This window comes from Leucobacter sp. cx-42, from assembly GCF_014529985.1.
GTDB lineage: Bacteria > Actinomycetota > Actinomycetes > Actinomycetales > Microbacteriaceae > Leucobacter.
Map to the genome: position 1 here is coordinate 14,960 of NZ_JACVMU010000004.1, position 19,214 is coordinate 34,173.

Annotated in this window: 17 protein-coding genes; 9 read left to right on the top strand and 8 right to left on the bottom strand. The window is 63.4% G+C overall.

The features are described from left to right. Positions 1-60 precede the first annotated feature (60 nt). Positions 61-762: a metal-dependent transcriptional regulator gene (locus ICM05_RS04395; RefSeq protein WP_188023371.1), complete on the bottom strand. Its 702-nt coding sequence runs from the start codon at positions 760-762 to the stop codon at positions 61-63. A 104-nt stretch (positions 763-866) separates the two neighbouring features. On the opposite strand from ICM05_RS04395, the gene serC reads away from it, so the two are divergent. After that, complete coding sequence (serC, locus tag ICM05_RS04400) at positions 867-1,985, top strand: phosphoserine transaminase (RefSeq protein WP_188023372.1); 1,119 nt, start codon at positions 867-869, stop codon at positions 1,983-1,985. Between the two features lie 514 nt (positions 1,986-2,499). On the opposite strand, the gene ICM05_RS04405 is transcribed toward serC, so the two are convergent. Both ICM05_RS04405 and ICM05_RS04410 read right to left on the bottom strand, forming a co-directional pair. After that, a complete protein-coding gene (locus ICM05_RS04405; protein ID WP_188023373.1) occupies positions 2,500-3,144 on the bottom strand; it encodes a DUF3027 domain-containing protein in 645 nt (214 codons plus the stop codon). Between the two features lie 19 nt (positions 3,145-3,163). Next, positions 3,164-3,541 (bottom strand): cold-shock protein, encoded by a 378-nt coding sequence (locus ICM05_RS04410; RefSeq protein WP_188023374.1) that lies wholly within the window; start codon positions 3,539-3,541, stop codon positions 3,164-3,166. A 194-nt stretch (positions 3,542-3,735) separates the two neighbouring features. Between ICM05_RS04410 and ICM05_RS04415 the strand changes: the two genes are divergently transcribed. From ICM05_RS04415 to ICM05_RS04425, 3 genes are read left to right on the top strand one after another with little or no spacing between them, the layout of a single operon-like run. Further along, positions 3,736-4,002, top strand: a complete 267-nt coding sequence (locus tag ICM05_RS04415) for a hypothetical protein (protein ID WP_188023375.1) — start codon at positions 3,736-3,738, stop codon at positions 4,000-4,002. Positions 4,003-4,054: 52 nt separating this feature from the next. Continuing rightward, positions 4,055-5,926, top strand: coding sequence for a helicase-associated domain-containing protein (locus tag ICM05_RS04420; RefSeq protein WP_188023376.1), 1,872 nt, complete (start codon positions 4,055-4,057; stop codon positions 5,924-5,926). A 54-nt stretch (positions 5,927-5,980) separates the two neighbouring features. Further along, a complete protein-coding gene (locus ICM05_RS04425) occupies positions 5,981-7,702 on the top strand; it encodes a DNA repair helicase XPB (RefSeq protein WP_188023377.1) in 1,722 nt (573 codons plus the stop codon). A gap of 60 nt (positions 7,703-7,762) precedes the next feature. Here the strand turns inward: ICM05_RS04425 and ICM05_RS04430 are convergent, their stop codons facing one another. Further along, a complete protein-coding gene (locus tag ICM05_RS04430) occupies positions 7,763-8,350 on the bottom strand; it encodes a helix-turn-helix domain-containing protein (protein WP_188023378.1) in 588 nt (195 codons plus the stop codon). Between the two features lie 188 nt (positions 8,351-8,538). Between ICM05_RS04430 and ICM05_RS04435 the strand changes: the two genes are divergently transcribed. From ICM05_RS04435 to ICM05_RS04455, 5 genes are all read left to right on the top strand, one after another. Beyond that, positions 8,539-10,194, top strand: coding sequence for a thiamine pyrophosphate-binding protein (locus ICM05_RS04435; RefSeq protein WP_188023379.1), 1,656 nt, complete (start codon positions 8,539-8,541; stop codon positions 10,192-10,194). After that, entirely contained in the window at positions 10,191-11,168 is a 978-nt protein-coding gene (speB, locus tag ICM05_RS04440) for an agmatinase (protein WP_188023380.1), read from the top strand. Before ICM05_RS04435 ends, speB begins: the two co-directional genes overlap by 4 nt. 79 nt (positions 11,169-11,247) lie before the next feature. Further along, entirely contained in the window at positions 11,248-12,363 is a 1,116-nt protein-coding gene (locus ICM05_RS04445; protein ID WP_188023381.1) for an extracellular solute-binding protein, read from the top strand. A gap of 122 nt (positions 12,364-12,485) precedes the next feature. Then, positions 12,486-13,187, top strand: a complete 702-nt coding sequence (locus tag ICM05_RS04450; RefSeq protein ID WP_188023382.1) for a response regulator transcription factor — start codon at positions 12,486-12,488, stop codon at positions 13,185-13,187. Next, positions 13,188-14,690 (top strand): HAMP domain-containing sensor histidine kinase, encoded by a 1,503-nt coding sequence (locus ICM05_RS04455; RefSeq protein WP_188023383.1) that lies wholly within the window; start codon positions 13,188-13,190, stop codon positions 14,688-14,690. It begins immediately after the preceding gene. A gap of 113 nt (positions 14,691-14,803) precedes the next feature. Here ICM05_RS04455 and ICM05_RS04460 read toward each other — a convergent pair whose 3' ends face one another. The 4 genes from ICM05_RS04460 to ICM05_RS04475 form a co-directional block, all read right to left on the bottom strand. After that, entirely contained in the window at positions 14,804-15,271 is a 468-nt protein-coding gene (locus tag ICM05_RS04460; protein WP_188023384.1) for a hypothetical protein, read from the bottom strand. Positions 15,272-15,502: 231 nt separating this feature from the next. Further along, the gene (gene groL, locus ICM05_RS04465; RefSeq protein WP_188023385.1) at positions 15,503-17,122 is read right to left on the bottom strand and encodes a chaperonin GroEL; all 1,620 of its coding nucleotides are present in this window, start codon (positions 17,120-17,122) and stop codon (positions 15,503-15,505) included. Positions 17,123-17,313: 191 nt separating this feature from the next. Beyond that, positions 17,314-17,952 (bottom strand): LytR C-terminal domain-containing protein, encoded by a 639-nt coding sequence (locus ICM05_RS04470; RefSeq protein ID WP_188023386.1) that lies wholly within the window; start codon positions 17,950-17,952, stop codon positions 17,314-17,316. A 94-nt stretch (positions 17,953-18,046) separates the two neighbouring features. Continuing rightward, positions 18,047-19,195: a hemin ABC transporter substrate-binding protein gene (locus tag ICM05_RS04475; RefSeq protein WP_188023387.1), complete on the bottom strand. Its 1,149-nt coding sequence runs from the start codon at positions 19,193-19,195 to the stop codon at positions 18,047-18,049. Positions 19,196-19,214: the final 19 nt, after the last annotated feature.

Below are 19,214 nucleotides of genomic sequence, written 5' to 3' on the forward strand. Positions count from 1 at the left end.
CCATATTGTTTCTGGCCATCGTTGGCCTACCAGTGCCCAAAGGATTCACGCCGCTATGACTTAACGAACCCCTTCGGCAATGAAAATGTGCGCGGCAATCTCGATCGGAATCTCGATCACCACTTCCGTCGCGTCGCCTGAAACGCGTACGAATCCCCTGTCACGCGAGAAAGTTGCGCGGTTCCCGGGGGTGATCCCGGCCTGCCGCAAACTCACCAGCGTTTCAGGGTCAACCTGTGCCGGCTCAGCAAGTCGCAGCACCTCTGCTGTGACCTCAGAACCATTCACAGGAAGCAGTTCGAGCACGCTCACCACGTTCTTCTGAGCGCGGATCACCCCGCGTGCTCCAAGTTCTTCAAGTCCCGGAATCGGGTTGCCGTATGGGGACACCGTCGGGTGGTCGAGGAGTTCGAGGAGCCTGCGCTCAACCCGCTCACTCATCACGTGTTCCCAACGGCACGCCTCGTCGTGGACGTACTCCCACTCGAGACCAATCACGTCTGCGAGCAGGCGCTCTGCGAGACGGTGCTTGCGCATGACCTGCACAGCCTTGGTGCGGCCCTCTGCGGTCAACTCGAGACGGCGATCTTCCGTCACGTTGACCAGGCCGAGGCGCTCCATGCGACCAACGGTCTGCGAAACGGTCGGGCCTGAGTGGTTCAGACGCTCTGAAATTCGGGCGCGGAGAGGCGTCACGCCCTCCTCCTCCAATTCGAGGATGGTGCGCAAATACATTTCCGTCGTATCAATGAGATCTGCCATGCGCACTCCAATTCGCCCAGCTACCGCATTTTTGTGCGGAGCGACCATCACCCAGTTTATGACAACGGACGTGATGTGCGCAGGAATGAGCGTAGAATTGTCGCATGGCAGACATCTCCATCCCTGAAAACCTGCTCCCCGCCGACGGCCGTTTTGGCTGTGGCCCTTCGAAGGTGCGCGACGAGCAGATCTCATTCCTGAGCTCGCTCCAGCCCGGCACCCTCGGCACCTCGCACCGCCAGGCTCCCGTGAAGAACCTTGTTGGCAGCGTCCGCGAGGGCCTGTCTGAGCTCTTCCAGGCACCTGAGGGTTACGAGATCCTCCTCGCAAACGGCGGCGCGACCACATTCTGGGATTCTGCAGTCCACTCGCTCATCGAGCGCCGTGGCCAGTTCCTCACCTTCGGTGAGTTTGGCTCGAAGTTCTCGAAGGCAGCTGCGGCAGCTCCCTTCCTCGAGGCACCCGATGTTCGTGCGGCTGAGGCTGGCTCGCGCTCGTCGCTCCTCGCAACCGAGGGCGTTGACGTCTACGCGTACCCCCACAACGAGACCTCGACCGGTGTCATGGCTGACGTCGTTCGCGCACAGGGCGATGCGGGCGCGCTGACCCTCGTTGACGCAACCAGCGCAGCAGGCGGCATCGACTTCGATGCAAGCCAGGCTGACGTGTACTACTTCTCGCCCCAGAAGAACTTCGCTTCTGACGGTGGCATCTGGTTCGCAATGGTGTCGCCCGCGGCTATCGAGCGCATCGAGCGCCTCACCGCAGGCGACCGCTACATCCCCGAGACCCTGAACCTCGGTGGCGCACTGGATAACTCGCGCAAGAACCAGACGCTGAACACCCCGGCGCTTGCTCCCCTCGCAATGATGGACGAGCAGATCCGCTGGATGAACAGCAACGGTGGCCTCAAGTGGGCTTCGGCTCGCACCGCTGAGTCCTCGCAGATCCTCTACAAGTGGGCTGAGGCTTCGTCGGTCGCTACCCCCTTCGTCACGGAAGAGGCGCACCGCTCGCAGGTTGTTGTCACCATCGACTTCGACGACTCGATCGACGCATCGGCTATCTCGAAGGCGCTCCGCGCCAACGGCATCGTCGACACCGAGCCCTACCGCAAGCTCGGCCGTAACCAGCTGCGTATCGCGACCTTCACCGCGATCGAGCCCGCAGACGTGCAGAAGCTCACCGAGTGCGTTGATTACGTGCTCGAGCGCCTCGCGTAAGTCGCTGACGGCGACATAGCGTCCCATCGCCAGCACTTATTGGCGGATCACAGCAAGGCCCCGGAGTTTTCACTCCGGGGCCTTGCTGTATTCGTGGCCAGTGTGTTGGGCCTGGGAGCGCTAGCGATTCCCTTGGTCGGCATCGAGCTGGCGCACATCCCCTGTATTCGTTCCACCCCGCCGGGGTTTGGTGGATTCAAATCAGGCAGCCCGGCCTTTGGCCGGCCCATTCTGTATTCCGGCAGTGCTGGTGCGGGGTGGACCAATAGTGGCCATGCAGGGGAGGCACCCGTTTTGGAGTCCGAGACCGGGTCTAGACAGCACTCAACCCCACGAAAAGGGGCCGTTCTGCCGAGATGGCCCCTTTCTACTGCCAGAAAGTGGCCATCTCGAGAGAAACTATCGTTTTCGCGGGGTTGAGGTTATGGCGCTCGAACCTGCGCGCCAAAGCGACGCAAGGCCACGCAAGGCCACGCACTGCACAGCAGCGCGGGCCGCGCCGCAGCGACCCGAGTTAGTCCTCGAGGTCGTCGTCATCGAGATCGACGTCGTCTTCATCTTCCGACTCGGAATCAGCGCCAAGCTCATCATCGTCATCATCGCTGTCATCATCGTCGTCGTCAAGATCATCATCGACATCAGCGCCGTGCATGTCCGAGTCAGCCTCAGAGTGATCGTTGTCGTGAATGTCGTCTTCTGCATCGACGTCATCAATGTCAGCGAGCTCGGCAGCAGCGGCCTCAGCCGCGTCTTCCTCTGCCTGGCGAACCTGAGCTTCGCGGTACTGCGCAAGACGGGTCGACCAGGGTACCCACTCTGGCGCGAGCACTGCGTCGTCACCGGGCAGGAGTTCAACCTCGAGCACGGTCACTGGCTCATCTGCGCCGACCTTCGCGAGCGTCGCAGCCCAGCGCCAGCCAGGATAGCCAGCGAGCAGGCTCTCGAAGTACAGCGTGACGACGCCAGCTTCGTGCTCTTCGTGTCCAGCCTCGCCACCGATGGTTGCAGCATCGGTGATCTCTGCGAGCGCGGTGCGAGCAAGCTCCCGCTCTGCAAGCAGCGCGGTGAGGAGCGCACCAGCATCGACCGCACCAGCGTCAGTACCTGCGTCGGCACCTGCCGCACCGGTCTCCGCCACGTGAGTTTCTTCTTCGGTCATGCGCTCTTCCTCGCTCAATCTAGACATCAAAATCATCTGCGATATGACGCAGCATCGTCGCGACCTTGCGCGACATGGGACGGTCGGGGTACTGACCGGCCTTCAGGTCCGTGCCGACGCTGTCGAGCAGCTTCACGAGATCCTCAATGATGATCGCCATCTCGTCTGCCGACTTCCGTGAGCGGCGCGCGAGACGCGGGGTATCAATGACGCGCACCGACAGCGCCTGGGGGCCGCGGCGGCCTTCGCCGACGCTGTACTCAAGCCGAGTTCCGGCGCGAACGTCTGCACCATCTGGCAGCACCGAGGCATGCAAGTAGACCTGCGCGCCGTCTTCGCCCTGGATGAAGCCGAAGCCCTTTTCTTCGTCGTAAAACCTGACCTTGCCGTTCGGCATGCCTTGACACTCCTGTTTCGTCTCTGATTCGCAGGGGCGCGGATCGTTCACACTCAGCAAACCACCGACGTCTTGCGGATAAGGGGCAGAACAATCGTCCACCTGCCGGTCAACCGGCATATCTCGTCAAGCTTACCGCGCAATTCCCAGCATCGCCCTGGGCAGTTTCGAGCATCGCCGGTAGAATGGTGCGGATGGATACCGACAATTCTTCCGCTTCGGTGATCGAGCGCGTCCTCGCGTACGCGACTATTGCGATCATCGCTCTCGCGCTTATTTCTTTCTTTGTCACGCTGGCTGCCGGTTTGAACGGCACCGCTGACCTCGCTGCGGGCTTCTGGCCGTACGTGTACGGCATGACGATTTACGGTCTGCCCGCTGGTTTCGCGCTGCTCATCGCACTGGTCATTACCGCGCAGGTTCGCCGGAGCCGCGCAGCAAAGAAGTCGCGCAAGTCGTAGTCCTCCGGGACACGGCCTCTGCACTCGGAACCTGCACAAGGAACTCGGCACTATGAGCGGAACCCTGGCGCTTGCTACCGCGATCGCGGATCTCGATCGCGACGGACTGACGTGCCTTGTGCGCGCCCGTCGAGTCAGCTATCCCGATCAGATCAACGACAGTATTGACCTTGCGCAGGCGCTCTTGCGTCCTGAGTCGGTGCAGAGCGTCCTGCGCACGCTGAATCATGCGCAGTTGCGAGCGCTGGCACGCCCAGCGAAGGCGCGTCCGGCTGAGATCAGGGCGCTGAAGCAGCTTGGCCTCCTTGGCCGCTCCCCTGAGCAGCCGACGGCGCAGCTACCAGAGGTCGATGCGATGCTTGCGGCCCTTGGTGCGGAGCACGGCTGGGACGCAGATCAGCAGGCGCCAGCGCCTTCCACCGCTGCAGCACCGTCTGAGCTCGCGCACTGGTATGTGCCGGCGCTGACGATGATGGGGCAGGTCGCTGCGGTGATCCGCGCCCTGTCTCAGGCGCCGCTGCGCCTGAATCGCACGGGCAAGCCGCAGACGACCGCGGTTCGTGGGCTCGCCGAGCAACACGGCACTACCGAGGACGAGGCGTTCGCCGTGCTCGCGCTCGCGCGTGCGGCTGGGCTGCTCGTCGCGTCTGATGCTGATTCGCTTGTGCCCGCCGCGGCTGGGCTGCGTTGGTTGGCGGATCCGCAGGCTGAGCGCTGGCTCACCCTCGCTGCCGCGACGCTCCCCGCTCCGGAGGTGTTGTCCTACGCGCTCGCAGATCGCGCGAATGTGACGGCAGCACTCGCCGATCTGCCGCTGCTCTTCCCCTTCGTTTCGCAGGCGACCCGTGACGAGGCCGCCTGCACCGCTGCCACCTGGGACGCACTTGGCGTCACGGTTGATGGCCAGCTTTCCGCTGCTGGCGTTGCCATGCTCGCGGGTGATCTTGCGGCTGCCCGCGCGGCAGCAGCTGACGAACTTCCCGCGCCGGTTCCCGGCGTCTACGTGCAGCCTGACCTGAGCGTGGTCGTTCCTGGTCCGCTCGCGGCAGCTGACGAGGCCGCGCTTGCGGAGTGCACGATCCCCGAGCACATTGGCGTCGCTTCAACGCTGCGCGTGACCGAGGCAGCGATGATGAGCGCGCTCGACCGCGGCGTGAGTGAGGCAACGATCCGCGCCACGTTTGCACGACTGTCACTCACGGGCGTTCCGCAGCCGCTTGACTACCTCATTTCGGCCGCGGCATCGCGCACCGGCAGCCTCGTCGTGCACGAGCACGACGGCTTCAACGGTCGCGCACGGCTGGAGGTGCGCGATCCTGCGCTCACCGCGACGTTGCTCGTCGACCGGACGCTCGCACACCTGCAGCTGCACTACGCTGAGCCCGTTCCAGGCGAGTCCACCGAGCGTGACGATCGCACCCTGTATTCACAGTTGCGTGCCGATCACGTATTGAGCGCGCTGGTTGAGGCCCGGTATCCCGCGATGGCACCGACCATTGTGGCGGATCCCGCACCAGCTGAACCGGGTGCCTCGGCGCCCGGAGCTGCCACGGCCGAGACTGCCGCAGCAGCCGCAGCAGCCGCAGCAGCCGCAACAGCAGCAGCAGCGGTGACACCGGCAGCGAGTGACGCCGAGCCAGCACCCGTCGACAGCATCACCGCGCTCGTCGACCGCGTCTCGAGCGTGAACTCGCAGAGCGACGGTCTTGGCGACATTCCCGGTCGCCTCGCGCTCGCGCACAAAGACAAGCTGACAATGCGTGTGACGGTGGAGATCCGCGGTGATCGCCGCGACTTCGTGGTGACACCGATCTCGATCGGGGCCGGTCGCGTGCGCGCGCTTGACGTGCAGGCTGGCGTAGAACGCACGTTCCCCGTTGCCGCAATCACGGTCGCTGAACCAGCTGAACTTCCGAGCAAGTAGCGAACCACGCCGCGCCCTGCCGAAGTTCGGGAGTCGCCGGTAGAATAGGTCGTTATGACTCTCGGTCCTCTTATCGTTCAAAGCGACCACACTGTTCTGCTCGAGGTGGCACACCCCGACGCTGAAGAGGCGCGTCACGCGCTTGCCGTGTTCGCTGAGCTTGAGCGTGCTCCCGAGCACATTCACACCTACCGCGTCACGCGACTCGGTCTGTGGAACGCGCGCGCGGCAGGCCACACGGCCGAAGAGATCCTCGAGACGCTGAACACGTACGCGAAGTTCCCGGTTCCGTCTGGCGTCGCGAGTGAGATCGCCGACACCATGCGCCGCTACGGCCGGCTCACGATTGAGCGCAAACCGCTCACCGAGGAGGAGATCGCTGCTGCGCAGGCTGCCCCGCTGCCCACCTCGGCAACGGAGGCGCTTGCGGCGACCGCTGGCGCACTCATCCTGCGTTCGGAAGAGCCAACGATCCTCCGCGAGGTCGTGAGCGCGAAGAAGATCGCTCCGCTCATCGAGACGAAGCTCGACGAGCACACCTACGTGATTGCCCCGTGGGCGCGTGGCGAGCTCAAGCAGCAGCTCGTCGCTCGCGGCTGGCCCGCAGAAGATCTCGCGGGCTACACCCCCGGCGAACCCTACGACATCGAGCTCGCACAGAGCGACGGCGAGGGTGGCTGGCAGCTGCGCGACTACCAGCAGCGCGCGGTTGACGCGTTCGAGAAGGGCGGCTCCGGCGTCGTCGTGCTCCCCTGTGGTGCGGGCAAGACCATCGTTGGTGCCGCCTCGATGGCTGCCGTCGGCGCGAAGACGCTGATCCTTGTGACGAACGCGGTCTCGGCACGCCAGTGGCGCGACGAGCTGCTGCGCCGCACGAACCTCACCGCTGAAGACATCGGCGAGTACTCGGGCCAGGTGAAGGAAGTGAAGCCCGTCACGATCGCGACCTACCAGATCCTCACGAGCAAGCGGAAGGGTGAGTACGCTCACCTATCGCTCCTCGATGCTGAGGACTGGGGCGTCATCGTCTACGACGAGGTGCACCTGCTTCCCGCTCCGGTCTTCAAGCTCACCGCTGACCTGCAGGCACGCCGCCGCCTCGGTCTCACCGCGACGCTCGTGCGTGAGGACGGTCGTGAAGGTGACGTGTTCAGCCTCATCGGCCCGAAGCGGTACGAGGCAGCGTGGAAGGACATCGAGGCGCAGGGCTTCATCGCGCCCGCTGAGTGCTTCGAGGTGCGTATCGACCTGCCAGAGGGCGAGCGCTACCAGTACGCGGCTGCCGAAGATCAGGACCGCTACCGCATCGCCTCCTCGACCCCCGAGAAGGAAGAGATCGCGCGCCGCATCATCGCGAAGCACCCCGGCGAGAGCGTGCTCGTGATCGGCCAGTACATCGACCAGCTCGAGTCGATGGCTGCCTCGCTCGGCGCTGCCCTCATCACGGGTCAGACCCCGGTGAACGAGCGCGAGGACCTGTTCAACGCGTTCCGCACGGGTGAGATCAAGACCCTCGTTGTCTCGAAGGTCGCGAACTTCTCAGTCGATCTCCCTGATGCTTCGGTCGCGGTGCAAATCTCTGGCTCGTACGGCTCGCGCCAGGAAGAGGCGCAGCGCCTCGGTCGCCTGCTTCGCCCGAAGGGCAAGGACGTCAAGGCGTCGTTCTACACGCTCATCGCACGTGACACCGTCGACCAGGACTTCGCGCAGAACCGCCAGCGCTTCCTCGCCGAGCAGGGGTACGCGTACACGATTCTCGACGCCGACCAGATCTAGGTCACATCAGGGCGCGGATCACGGCAGCAACGCCACGATCCGCGCCCTCTTCGTGCCCGGCTACGCCGAGGTCAAGACCCACATCACCCGGGTACGGTAGGTCCCAGACGGGTTGCGCCAGGTGTGCGCATGGCGCGCATCGAAGGTGACGGCGTCGCCCTCCCCGATGAGGTAGGTGTCACTCTCGATCGTCAGTTCGAGCACGCCCTCAAGCACAACCACGAACTCGCGGTCTACCGGGAGTCGGTAGGGTTCGGTCACGGATCCGCCGCCGGGTTCGATGGCGGTTTCGATGACTTGGAGTCCGCTCTGCCCGGGTGGCGTGAGGATGATGTCTTCAAGCCCGTTCCCCATGAGGTGCGACGGCGCGCGTTCTGCGTTGCGGCTGACATGCACGGTGGGCGGATCGAACAGGCGCCCCATCGGCATCGTCAGCGCATCACAGATCGCGGCAAGCGAGGTGATCGACGGGGAGGTGAGGCCACGCTCCACCTGCGAAATGAAGCCCTTCGTGAGGCCGGTGAAGTCGGCGACGCTGCTGATCGTCATGCCGCGTTCTTCACGGGCGACGCGAAGCCGGAATCCGATCTGTGTGAGCTGGTCCGTGCCGGTATTCAACGGTGGTCGCGCGGTGGTCAGCTCCGTCATGCGATCGCTCCTCGTCGTGTGATCTACCCCGATGTGTCTACCTGAAGCATACGGCTTCGTTACAAATCGATGATTGACCTTCCTCACACTGCGTGTTTAGTATCACTGCAAAGAGTAACGTGCCACAAAACATTGGGGTTGTGGCACACATCGATTGCAGACAATGACGTCTGCGCAGGAGGGGTCACATGCGACTCGGTCAGGCCATCAGTTCACTACTCACCGAATACGGTGTGGAACACATCTTCGGCATCCCTGGCGTGCACACGCTCGAGCTGTTCCGCGATATCGACAAGAGCGGGCTCAACGTCACCATCCCACGACACGAGCAGGGCGCAGGATTCATGGCCGACGCCTACACCCGCACCACCGGCAAGCCAGGCGTGTGCTACCTCATCACCGGCCCCGGCGTGCTCAACGCGCTCACCCCCATCGGCCAGGCCTGGCATGACTCGATCCCCATGCTCATCATCGGATCGACCGTCACCCGCCCCGAGCTCGGCGCCCACCGCGGCACCCTGCACGACACTCCTGATCTCGCAGATGTGCTCCGCCCATTCACGCTCATCAGTGAGACCGTCACCACCCCAGAGCGCGCGATCGAGCTCATCGACGAGGCATTCACCCGCTGGGAGACCGAGCGCCCGCGCCCCGTCTACATCGGAGTCCCGCGCGACATGCTTGAAGAAGAGGTCGGCGAGATCCACCGCCCTGCGGCGAGCGCGTCGGTCGCGGCAGGCGCGACGGCGGCGGCTCCCCCGGTTCCTGGTGCGACTGCGGCAGCCATCGACGAGGCGGTGGCGCGGATCGCAGCAGCCAAGCGCCCCGTCATCATCGCCGGCGGCGGTGCTCGGCATGACGGCCCTGCGGTGCAGGAGTTCGTGGAGCATCTTGCGGCCCCGCTCATCCTGACTGGCAATGCGAAGGGGCTGCTCACCACCGATCATCCGCTGAACGCTGGCATCAGCATGCCCTTCCCTCGCACGCAAGAGCTCGTGGAGGACGCCGACCTCATCATTGGCCTCGGCACCGAGCTGTCGGACTTCGAGGTGTTGTTCACCGGCTCCCCCGAGCCCAAGATGGCTGACATCGTGCGCGTCGACATCGACCCCACGGTCACGCACCCAGACCAGATCCGGCCGACGCTGCAGATGCGCGTCGGTGACTTCCTCGCGCACGCGCTCGCACACCTGCCAACGCTCGCCCCGGAGGTGTCGACGGCGGGCATGGCACGGGCAGCGGTCGCGCGCCAGGGGCTCGCTGAGGCACGTGAGGCGGATCCGCACACCCCATGGATCGCCGCCATCGAACGTGCGCTCCCCGCAAACGCGATTCTCACTGCAGACTCGGCGCAGGTCGCCTACCAGTCGCACCACTTCCTCACGCTTGACGAGCCTGGCCGTTGGCTCGCTCCCTACGGTTACGGCACGCTCGGTCCCGCGCTCCCGATGGCAATTGGCGCCGCGATTGGCAAGCCCGATACCCCGATCATCTCGCTCGCTGGCGACGGGAGCTCGCTCTTCACCCTCACCGAGCTCGCAACCGCACGCGACCTTGGTGCGAACGTCACCCACATCATCTGGGACAACGGCGGCTACCGCGAGATCGAGGTCTCGTTCGCGCGCACCGACATCATGCCGGCCGGCGTTCGCACGACCGCACAGGACCTCGGCATGATCGCGCGCGGCTTCGGCGCGCACGTCGTTCAGCCGACCACCCCGGAAGAGCTCGAGGCCGCCATCAAGGTCTCGACCGTCACCCCGGGCCTTTCCGTCATCGTGGTGCAGGCGCCAGCCGACCACCGCGTTGAAGCCGATTCACTGAACCCAGGAGCAGACGCATGAGTCTCGACTTTCCCTACGTACGTACCCCCGGCCCGGACGGCCGCGAGATCACCGGTCAGGTAGATTTCTCGCAGGTTCCGCGCTTCGCGGGTCCCGGCACCTTCGCGGGGCTTCCCCGCCTCGCCGACGTTGGTGAGTCAGCCGCCGGTGTCATCGGCATCCCCTTCGACTCAGGCGTCACCTATCGCCCCGGCGCACGCTTCGGCCCCGAAGGTATCCGTAGCGCAAGCCATCTGATCCGCCCCCATCACGTCGAACTCGATTCGTTCCCGTTCGCCAAGCACCAGGTCGCCGATGTTGGCAACCTTGCGGTGACCCCGTTCGGCATCGAGACCGCGATTGATGCGATGGTGACCGGCCTCACCGCTGCGCGCGAGCGTGCGGGGAAACTCGTCATTCTCGGCGGTGACCACACGGTCGCGTACCCGTCCATCAAGACGCTGTTCGACAAGCACGGCCCCATCTCGGTCCTGCACTTCGACGCACACATTGACACGTTCGGCACCTACTTCGGCGCTTCGACGCACCACGGCACCCCGTTCCGACGCGCGGCCGAGGAAGGGTTGCTGGATCCTGAGGGCTGCATGCACATCGGAATCCGCGGATCGCTCTACGATCACCACGACCTCTCCGATGATCGGGCGCTCGGCTTCCAGACGGTCCACGCAAGCGAGTTCCTCACCACCGGGCTGCACGGCATCGCCGATCAGATGCGCGCCCGCCTCGGTGATCGTCCCGTCTATGTCTCCGTTGACATCGACGTGCTCGATCCCGCGTTCGCACCAGGCACGGGTACGCCCGAGCCAGGCGGACTCTCGAGCCGCGAGCTCCTGTTCCTGATTCGCAGCCTCGCTCCCCTCAACGTCGTCGGCGCAGACGTCGTTGAGGTCGCGCCCTCGTACGACCACGCCAACGTGACCTCGCTCGCTGCGGCACACGTGGCCTACGAGTTCCTTTCGATTTGGGGTCTCTAGCCCCGCTCCTTCCCCGGTGGCGGTGCTTCGGCACCGCCACTCCCCGCGAGCACGCTCGCACCAGAGAAATGGAAGTTCAATGACGAACCCCATCAGAACCACAAGTCTCCTCGCATCTCTCGGCGCCGCAGCACTCCTGCTGACGGCATGCTCCGGTGGCGGCAATGACGCAGCCCCCGCAGCAGACCGTGACTTCGGCACTCCCGTCGCCGGCCAGATCAAAGAAGGCATTCTCGAGGGCACGACCCTCACGTACGCCGGCCCGGGCGGCATCTTCCAAGAGGGTCAGGACGAAGCCATCTGGCAGCCACTCGCCCAGACCTCCGGCGCCACCATGCAGATGGACGCATTCGACTCCGGCAAGCTCAAGGCGATGGTCGACAGCGGCAACGTGTCGTGGGACATCGTCGACACGACCCAGGTCGACTCAGCGCGCGGTTGCGGCACCATGTACGAGAAGATCGACCGCTCGCTCATCGATACCTCGAAGCTCCCAGAGGGCACACTCACCGATGAGTGCATGATCCCCAATGTCATGTACGGCTTCGTGATCGCGTACAACACCGAGGTCTTCGGCGACAATCCACCCAAGAGCGCGGCCGACTTCTTCGACACCAAGAAGTTCCCCGGCAAGCGCGCGGTCCCGCAGACCACCTACGTTGACCCGCAGAACCTCGAGTTCCCGCTGCTCGCCGCCGGTGTCGATCTCAACGAGCTCAAGCCAGAGCACATCGACCAGGCACTCGACATGTACCGCGACCTCGGCGACGACATGATCGGTTGGACCACGGGCGCACAGGCGCAGCAGCAGCTCGAGTCAGGCGAGGCCGTGATGGGCTTCGTCTGGTCAGGTCGCGGCTACGGCGCAGCAGAAGCCGGCGCCCCCATCGCCCCGGTCTGGGACGAGTGGCTTGTCGCGATCGACTCCACCGCGATTCCGAAGGGTGCCAAAGATGTTGCTGCCTCCCACGCGGCAATCAACTACTACCTTGGCGCGGATCAGCAGGCCGCAATGACCGAGCTCAACTCCATGTCGCCCGTCAACGTTGATGCGAAGCCCGATGTCGATCCGCTCCTCTCGGATTGGCTCGCAAGCACCCGCTTCGAAACCGGCAAGGTGTCGAACATCGATTTCTGGGTCGAGAACTACGACGCGATGTCGACCGCTTGGGCTGGCTGGGTGACCGGCAACTAAGCGATCCACCCGTTCCAGAGGTTGCCGGATGTCTTGTGCAAAGTGTCACAGGCATCCGGCAACCTCTGTAGGGTGTCACAGACTTCCAGCAACCTCATAGCAAATTGTCAGAGACTGAAATCATGACTACTCAGCACAAGGGCCCCCGTATCCTTATCGTCGATGACGAGCCCAGCATCCGCGAGTTGCTCAGCACGAGCCTCCGCTTCGCTGGATTCGGTGTCCGAGCGGTCGGCAACGGCGCCCAAACCATTTCTGCAGTTCTTGAAGAAGAGCCCGATCTCATCGTGCTCGACGTGATGCTCCCCGACATGAACGGCTTCAGCGTCACCAAGCGTCTTCGGTCGGCGGGCTACACCGCCCCCATCATCTTCCTCACCGCGAAGGACGACACCGAAGACAAGGTCGAAGGCCTGAACGTTGGCGGCGACGACTACGTCACCAAGCCTTTCAGCTTGGACGAGATCATCGCGCGTATCAACGCGGTGCTTCGCCGCACCATCCAGGACGACGAAGAGTCGATGCTCGAGGTCGGCCCCATCTCGATGGACCAGGACACCCACGAGGTCTCCGTCGGCGGTACCCCCGTCGAGCTCTCCCCCACCGAGTTCAAGCTGCTGCGCTACCTCATGCAGAACGCCAACCGCGTGCTGTCGAAGGCGCAGATTCTCGACCATGTCTGGGAGTACGACTTCAATGGCGATGCTGGCATCGTTGAGTCGTACGTCTCGTACCTGCGACGCAAGCTTGATCCGCTCACCGATGAGTCCCTCATCCAGACCAAGCGTGGCTTCGGTTACATGCTCAAGGCGGAAGCGAAGTAATTGCATCCTCTTCGTACGTTCAGCGAACGCTGGGCCGATGTTTCACTGCGAACGAAGATCACCGGCGTTACGGTCTTCATTCTCTTCCTCGGCCTCATCGTGGCGGGCGTGGGCACCCTCGGGGTGCTCCGCCCGATGCTGCTTAGCAGCCAAACCGCAACGCTGAACCAGCTTCGGCTGGACCCAACGGCGGCCCTCGCAACAGGCGCCGACCTGAAACAGCTCACCCAGAACGACGTCATCTTCGCTGACGGCCGCTACTACACGGCCTTGCTGAACACCGATGGCACCGTCCGATACAACAACAGTCGCGACGTCGACGGCAAACACCTGCCGCTCGTCCCTGCTGAGCTCGACATCTCCTGGGTGGTCGATCACGCCACCGACCTCTTCGAACTCGAAGCAATCGACGGCACCCACTGGCGCGCGGTCACCATCCCGATCTACTTCGATCAGGAACCCGGTGGCGCGCTTTTGATCGCCGCCTCGACGACGGCCATCAACCAGATGGTCGCCCAATATGTGATGATCTTCACGTGCTTCGGCATCGCGGTCATTCTGCTCGGCGCTGCCCTCACTCGGGTGCTCGTTACGACGACCTTCCTGCCGCTCGCAGAGGTTGAACAGACCGCACTCGAGATCTCGCGCGGCGACTACTCCAAGCGCATCATGGTGACGAGCCCGCACACCGAAGTAGGCCATCTCGGCGAATCGCTCAACACCATGCTCGACAGACTCGATGGCTTCATCGAAGACAAAGAGCACACGATTCTCCGCATGCGCCGTTTCGTCGGTGACGCTGGCCACGAGCTGCGCACGCCGCTCGTATCGGTGCGCGGGTACGCAGAGCTGTACCGCATGGGTGCCCTGCAGACCGACGAGCAGATCGCCCAGGCGATGGACCGCATCGAGAAGGAAGCCATTCGCATGACCTCGCTCGTCGAGGACCTGCTCGCGCTCGCCCGTCTCGATGAGCGGCGCCCGCTCGAACTCGCTGCGCTGCCGCTCAACCAGTTTGCGCACGACGCAGCACTCGATGCTGGGGCTCAGGCTCCCGATCGCGCGGTGACCGTCGTAGAGGACCCGACAGACCCGTACGTGCTCGGCGACGAGCACCGTGTGCGCCAGCTCATGACCAACCTCATCGGTAACGCCATGCGTCACACCCCCGACGGCAGCCCCATCGAAATTGTCATTTCGACGCCGGAGGTGCCCGAGGGCGCTGCACCGGTGGCGTGCTTCGAAATCGTGGACCACGGCGAGGGCATCCCCGAGCAGATTCGCGAGAAGATCTTCGGCCGATTCTGGCGCGCAGACACCTCGCGCAACCGGGAGACCGGCGGCTCAGGCCTCGGCCTCGCGATCGTCAAGTCCATCGTTGAAGCGCACGGCGGCAAGGTCGATGCGCGCGAGACGCCAGGTGGTGGCGCCACGTTCCACGTGGAACTGCCGCTCTCGCCCGTGTCGCAGGACACCGTGCCGATCGGGTCGATCAAGCGGTAGGTCCGCTTCCGGGTTCCGAACTCCAAGTTGCTGCGCTCCTGGATCTCGGAACTCCTGCGCTCCTGGCTCTCGCTCAACCTCGCAAGAAGAGGCGTTGTTGCCGAAAAGGGGAGTTATTCACGTGAATAACTCCCCTTTTCGTGTGAACGGGCCCGTTTAGCGGTGCTGGACTCGTCTTCGCCAGGCAGCTCAGAGTGCGCGGCGTCAGTCAAGTTCAATGGCCGGTCTGTGGGAAGGTGCGGTTCATTACGCCTCAGCTGGCACAGCGTGTAGAGACCTGCGACGACAACGATGAAGACACCCATGCCAATGAAGTTTGGTTCGAAGGAGAAGAACGGCTGCTCTCTGGTTCCGTGCGCGCCGTCGCCCACGCCCCTGAGGATTCCAGGAACGTGTAATTCATTTGTCGTGCCCGGGATATCTGCAATCGCGATGAGGCTTCCTCCGATGCAAATGACTGTGAGGATCGCTCCACCGAGCATCACGCCAACCACGAAGTAACCAATTGTTGTAATTACACGTTTCATGAGCGCCCGTCCGATGCGTAGTTTGTCCTGGTTCGGTCCATCCACGCTAGCCATGGGCTACGCCTGTGCACAGCGGTGACGTGATCTGCGCTTTGGTTCTTGTCACTCGCGGAGCGGGTCAGGTGGCACGGAGGCGTGCAATAGGGATGCACTGCGGTGTGCTTTGCTGTGCCGCTTTGTGCGTGTGGATGGCCTGTGATGCAGGCCCCGGTGCGAGGGGCGGGCGCCTACACAAAAGCGGGGGCCGCACCAATCGGTGCGACCCCCGCCAGAAGTGTCTCAGACTTAGAAGTCCATGCCACCGGTGGGATCAGCTACTGCTGCACCTGCGGGCTCGGGCTTGTCTGCAACAACTGCCTCGGTGGTGAGGAAGAGGCCAGCGATCGAAGCTGCGTTCTGCAGAGCCGAACGGGTCACCTTTGCGGGGTCAAGGATGCCCTGCTCGATGAGGTTGCCGTACTCGCCGGTTGCAGCGTTGAGGCCGTGACCGTTGGGGAGGTTGGCTACGCGATCAGCAACAACGCCGGGCTCGAGGCCTGCGTTGAGAGCGATCTGGCGGAGGGGAGCCTCGATAGCGGTCTGAACGATCTTCGCGCCAACAGCCTCTGCACCCTTGAGCTCGAGGGTAGCGAATGCTTCCTTGCCAGCCTGGATCAGTGCGACGCCGCCGCCGGGGAGAACGCCCTCTTCGACTGCTGCCTTTGCGTTGCGGACTGCGTCCTCAATGCGGTGCTTGCGCTCCTTGAGCTCAACCTCGGTAGCTGCGCCAGCCTTGATGACTGCAACGCCGCCTGCGAGCTTTGCGAGGCGCTCCTGGAGCTTCTCGCGATCGTAGTCGCTGTCGGTGTTCTCGATCTCGCGACGGATCTGCTGTACGCGACCCTGGATTGCGTCCTCTTCGCCGCCACCCTGAACGATGGTGGTCTCGTCCTTGGTGATGATGACCTTGCGAGCGGTGCCGAGCATGTCGAGGGTGGTGTTCTCGAGCTTGAGGCCAACCTCTTCCGAGATGACCTGGCCGCCGGTGAGGATCGCGATGTCCTGGAGCATTGCCTTGCGGCGATCGCCGAAGCCAGGAGCCTTTACAGCTGCCGACTTGAAGATGCCACGGATCTTGTTGAGCACGAGGGTAGCGAGTGCTTCGCCCTCGACGTCCTCAGCAATGATGAGGAGCTGCTTGCCCGACTGGATGACGGGATCGACGACGGGGAGGAGGTCCTTGATGTTCGAGACCTTGCTGTTGACGACGAGGATGTAAGGCTCCTCGAAGACAACTTCCTGGCGATCTGCGTCGGTGACGAAGTATGCCGAGAGGTAGCCCTTGTCGAAGCGCATGCCCTCGGTGAGCTCGAGCTCGGTACCGAAGGTGTTCGACTCCTCAACGGTGACGACACCTTCCTTGCCGACCTTGTCGATAGCCTCAGCGATCAGCGCGCCGATCTGCTCGTCAGCTGCCGAGATCGAAGCGGTTGCTGCGATCTGGTCGGTGGTCTCGATCTCCTGTGCGTTAGCGAGGAGCTGAGCCGAGACAGCTGCAACAGCCTTCTCGATGCCGCGCTTGATAGCGATGGGATCGCTGCCAGCCGCTACGTTGCGGAGGCCCTCGCGGACGATTGCCTGTGCGAGAACGGTAGCGGTGGTGGTGCCGTCGCCTGCGACGTCGTCGGTCTTCTTAGCGACCTCCTTGACGAGCTCAGCACCGATCTTCTCGAAGGGCTCGTCGAGCTCGATCTCACGAGCGATCGAAACGCCATCGTTGGTGATGGTGGGAGCGCCCCACTTCTTCTCAAGAACAACGTTGCGGCCGCGCGGGCCAAGCGTCACCTTGACAGCATCAGCGAGCGTGTTCAGGCCACGCTCGAGTCCGCGACGTGCTTCCTCATCAAACGCAATCATCTTTGCCATGTGTTCGCCCTCCTGGACGTTCGTGGATAACCCGTGGCGCAGGGGGTACCCGCGCTCACTTCTAGCACTCAGTCGATTCGACTGCTAACTCCAATTCTGGCACTCGAACCTGCCGAGTGCAAGAAATCTCGCTCGCGGGCAGCGAACAACCAGCCTTGCGGAGCTGGCTCCAGAGTCGATGCCGACTCGGGCTAGGCCGCAGGCTCAGCCGAGGCGTCTGCTGCAGCGCCAGCAATAGGCGGCACGGTATCCGAACCGGGTCCCTTGTAGTCTGCGCCGAGCAACACAACGAGACGCGCGTCGTACTCTGCGTATGCCTCGTTCTGGTAGGCAGCAATACCGCCCAATTCCTTACCCAGACCGATTGCGGCTGCTTCGTCAGCGGGGTCTGTGTAGAAGACAGCGGAAATCTTAATGTCATTCGTATCAGCGGTGATCGCGCCAACGACGGCCCCCAGACCCTCGGTGCGGATCGCAACGTCAACGGCTGCAGCAAGCGCGCCATCATTCGCGGTGCCCTCGAGAATCGTGATGGTTGCCTCAGGATCGAGCTTGCCTGCCACCTGCTGCGAAGATCCGGTCGCTTCTTTCGCACCCTGCAGTGCGGTGCTCGTGGCACCCGTTCCGAGCGTGAGCCACAGCACGCCAGCGGTCGTGAGAATCGCGACGCCGAGCACACACGCGATCAGCGTCTGCCAGACGAAGCGGGGGCGCGGGTTCACGCGGTGAGCACCAACACGACCGGAGTGTTCAACAGCGTCGAAGCGGTCAGCCGGATATTCCTGGCGTACACGCGTCGTCGCCTGCTTCTCCTCGGTGTTGCTTGGCACTGACTCCCCTATCGCATGGTTCACACGAACGGGGACACCCGTCGCTTGCATTCAGCGTACATTGCTCGTCTGCAAGATTGCAGCCGAGCGCGTGCTACTTATTGCCGCCAAGGCCCGCGAGTGAATCGGGAGCGTACAGTGCGCGAGCAAGGCCATCAATGACGTTGGCGCGCTGGGTGTAGGAGAACATCTGGGTGTCGTCGATATCGACGATGCGGTTGTTCTTCCCTGCCGTGGTCTGCGCAATGCTTGGCTGGGCCTTGATCAGGCCGTCAACACCGTTGGCGCTTTCAAGACCCTTGGTCATCACCAGGATGACATCGGGATCGAGCGCCACGAGCGCCTCGTCGGTCATGGGCTTTTCACCCTTCAGGCCAACCTCTTGCGCGACATCGAGCGCGTCAACCGAGTTGATGAGCGAGTCAGCGCCAGAGCCCTCACCGAAGAGGTAGTAGATGCCAGCGGTGCCACGTACATACAGGAACGCCACCCGGGGTCGCTTCGACTCATCAGCGGGAACGAGCTGCTCAATTTCAGCTTCCTTCGCCGCGATATCCGCAGCGAGCTGTGCGTTTACTTCTTCAGCGACAGAAGGAATACCGAGCGCAGCGGCAATCTGCTTCGAGGCATTGAACGAGGTCTCCGGATCGACTGCGCGATCCACCATCACGACGGGGACACCGAGATCGCGCAGCTGGAGCAGCACGTCGAGCGGGCCAATCGAGCCGTCGGTGAGAATGACGGTCGGGTTCAGGCTCATGATCGTCTCGGCGTCGATCTCGTGTCCGCCCTTGGTCACGAGTGGGAGGTCCTCCGAGCCGGGGAAATCAGTCGAGACGTCACGACCGACCATCTTGTCGCCGAGACCAAAGGTGTACACGATCTCAGCAATCTCGCCGGTCTGCGACAGCGCGATGATCCGCGAATCGTCAGTGACCGTCACTTCCTTATCGCCACCACGGTCCTTCGAGACCACGGTCACGGGCAGCTGCGGCTCCGGGGTATCGGAGATCGGCTCGAGGACGGGGCCGGACACCACAACGTTCGTGGGCCCGACGTAGCTCGTGGGATCCGCCACCGGTGTCAGTTCACTGATCGGTGGGAGGTCAATCTGCTCACGCACGGTCGCATCGGTCGTCCCGGCCTCGGTGCCGACCTGGCAGCCGGTGAGCCCAAGGGTCAGCGCAGCGACGATCGCGAGTGACCCGGTAAAACGTCGACGAACAGCGGTTGTGGTGGACATGATCCCCTTCCGAAAGGCA

Coding starts and splice junctions, on each gene's coding strand:
- ICM05_RS04475 (WP_188023387.1), bottom strand. CDS start 19,195: ATGTCCACCACAACCGCTGTTCGTCGACGTTTTACCGGGTCACTCGCG.
- ICM05_RS04425 (WP_188023377.1), top strand. CDS start 5,981: ATGACTCTCGGTCCTCTTATCGTTCAAAGCGACCACACTGTTCTGCTC.
- groL (WP_188023385.1), bottom strand. CDS start 17,122: ATGGCAAAGATGATTGCGTTTGATGAGGAAGCACGTCGCGGACTCGAG.
- ICM05_RS04420 (WP_188023376.1), top strand. CDS start 4,055: ATGAGCGGAACCCTGGCGCTTGCTACCGCGATCGCGGATCTCGATCGC.
- ICM05_RS04395 (WP_188023371.1), bottom strand. CDS start 762: ATGGCAGATCTCATTGATACGACGGAAATGTATTTGCGCACCATCCTC.
- ICM05_RS04405 (WP_188023373.1), bottom strand. CDS start 3,144: ATGACCGAAGAAGAAACTCACGTGGCGGAGACCGGTGCGGCAGGTGCC.
- serC (WP_188023372.1), top strand. CDS start 867: ATGGCAGACATCTCCATCCCTGAAAACCTGCTCCCCGCCGACGGCCGT.
- ICM05_RS04410 (WP_188023374.1), bottom strand. CDS start 3,541: ATGCCGAACGGCAAGGTCAGGTTTTACGACGAAGAAAAGGGCTTCGGC.
- ICM05_RS04450 (WP_188023382.1), top strand. CDS start 12,486: ATGACTACTCAGCACAAGGGCCCCCGTATCCTTATCGTCGATGACGAG.
- ICM05_RS04430 (WP_188023378.1), bottom strand. CDS start 8,350: ATGACGGAGCTGACCACCGCGCGACCACCGTTGAATACCGGCACGGAC.
- ICM05_RS04445 (WP_188023381.1), top strand. CDS start 11,248: ATGACGAACCCCATCAGAACCACAAGTCTCCTCGCATCTCTCGGCGCC.
- ICM05_RS04460 (WP_188023384.1), bottom strand. CDS start 15,271: ATGGCTAGCGTGGATGGACCGAACCAGGACAAACTACGCATCGGACGG.
- ICM05_RS04435 (WP_188023379.1), top strand. CDS start 8,539: ATGCGACTCGGTCAGGCCATCAGTTCACTACTCACCGAATACGGTGTG.
- speB (WP_188023380.1), top strand. CDS start 10,191: ATGAGTCTCGACTTTCCCTACGTACGTACCCCCGGCCCGGACGGCCGC.
- ICM05_RS04415 (WP_188023375.1), top strand. CDS start 3,736: ATGGATACCGACAATTCTTCCGCTTCGGTGATCGAGCGCGTCCTCGCG.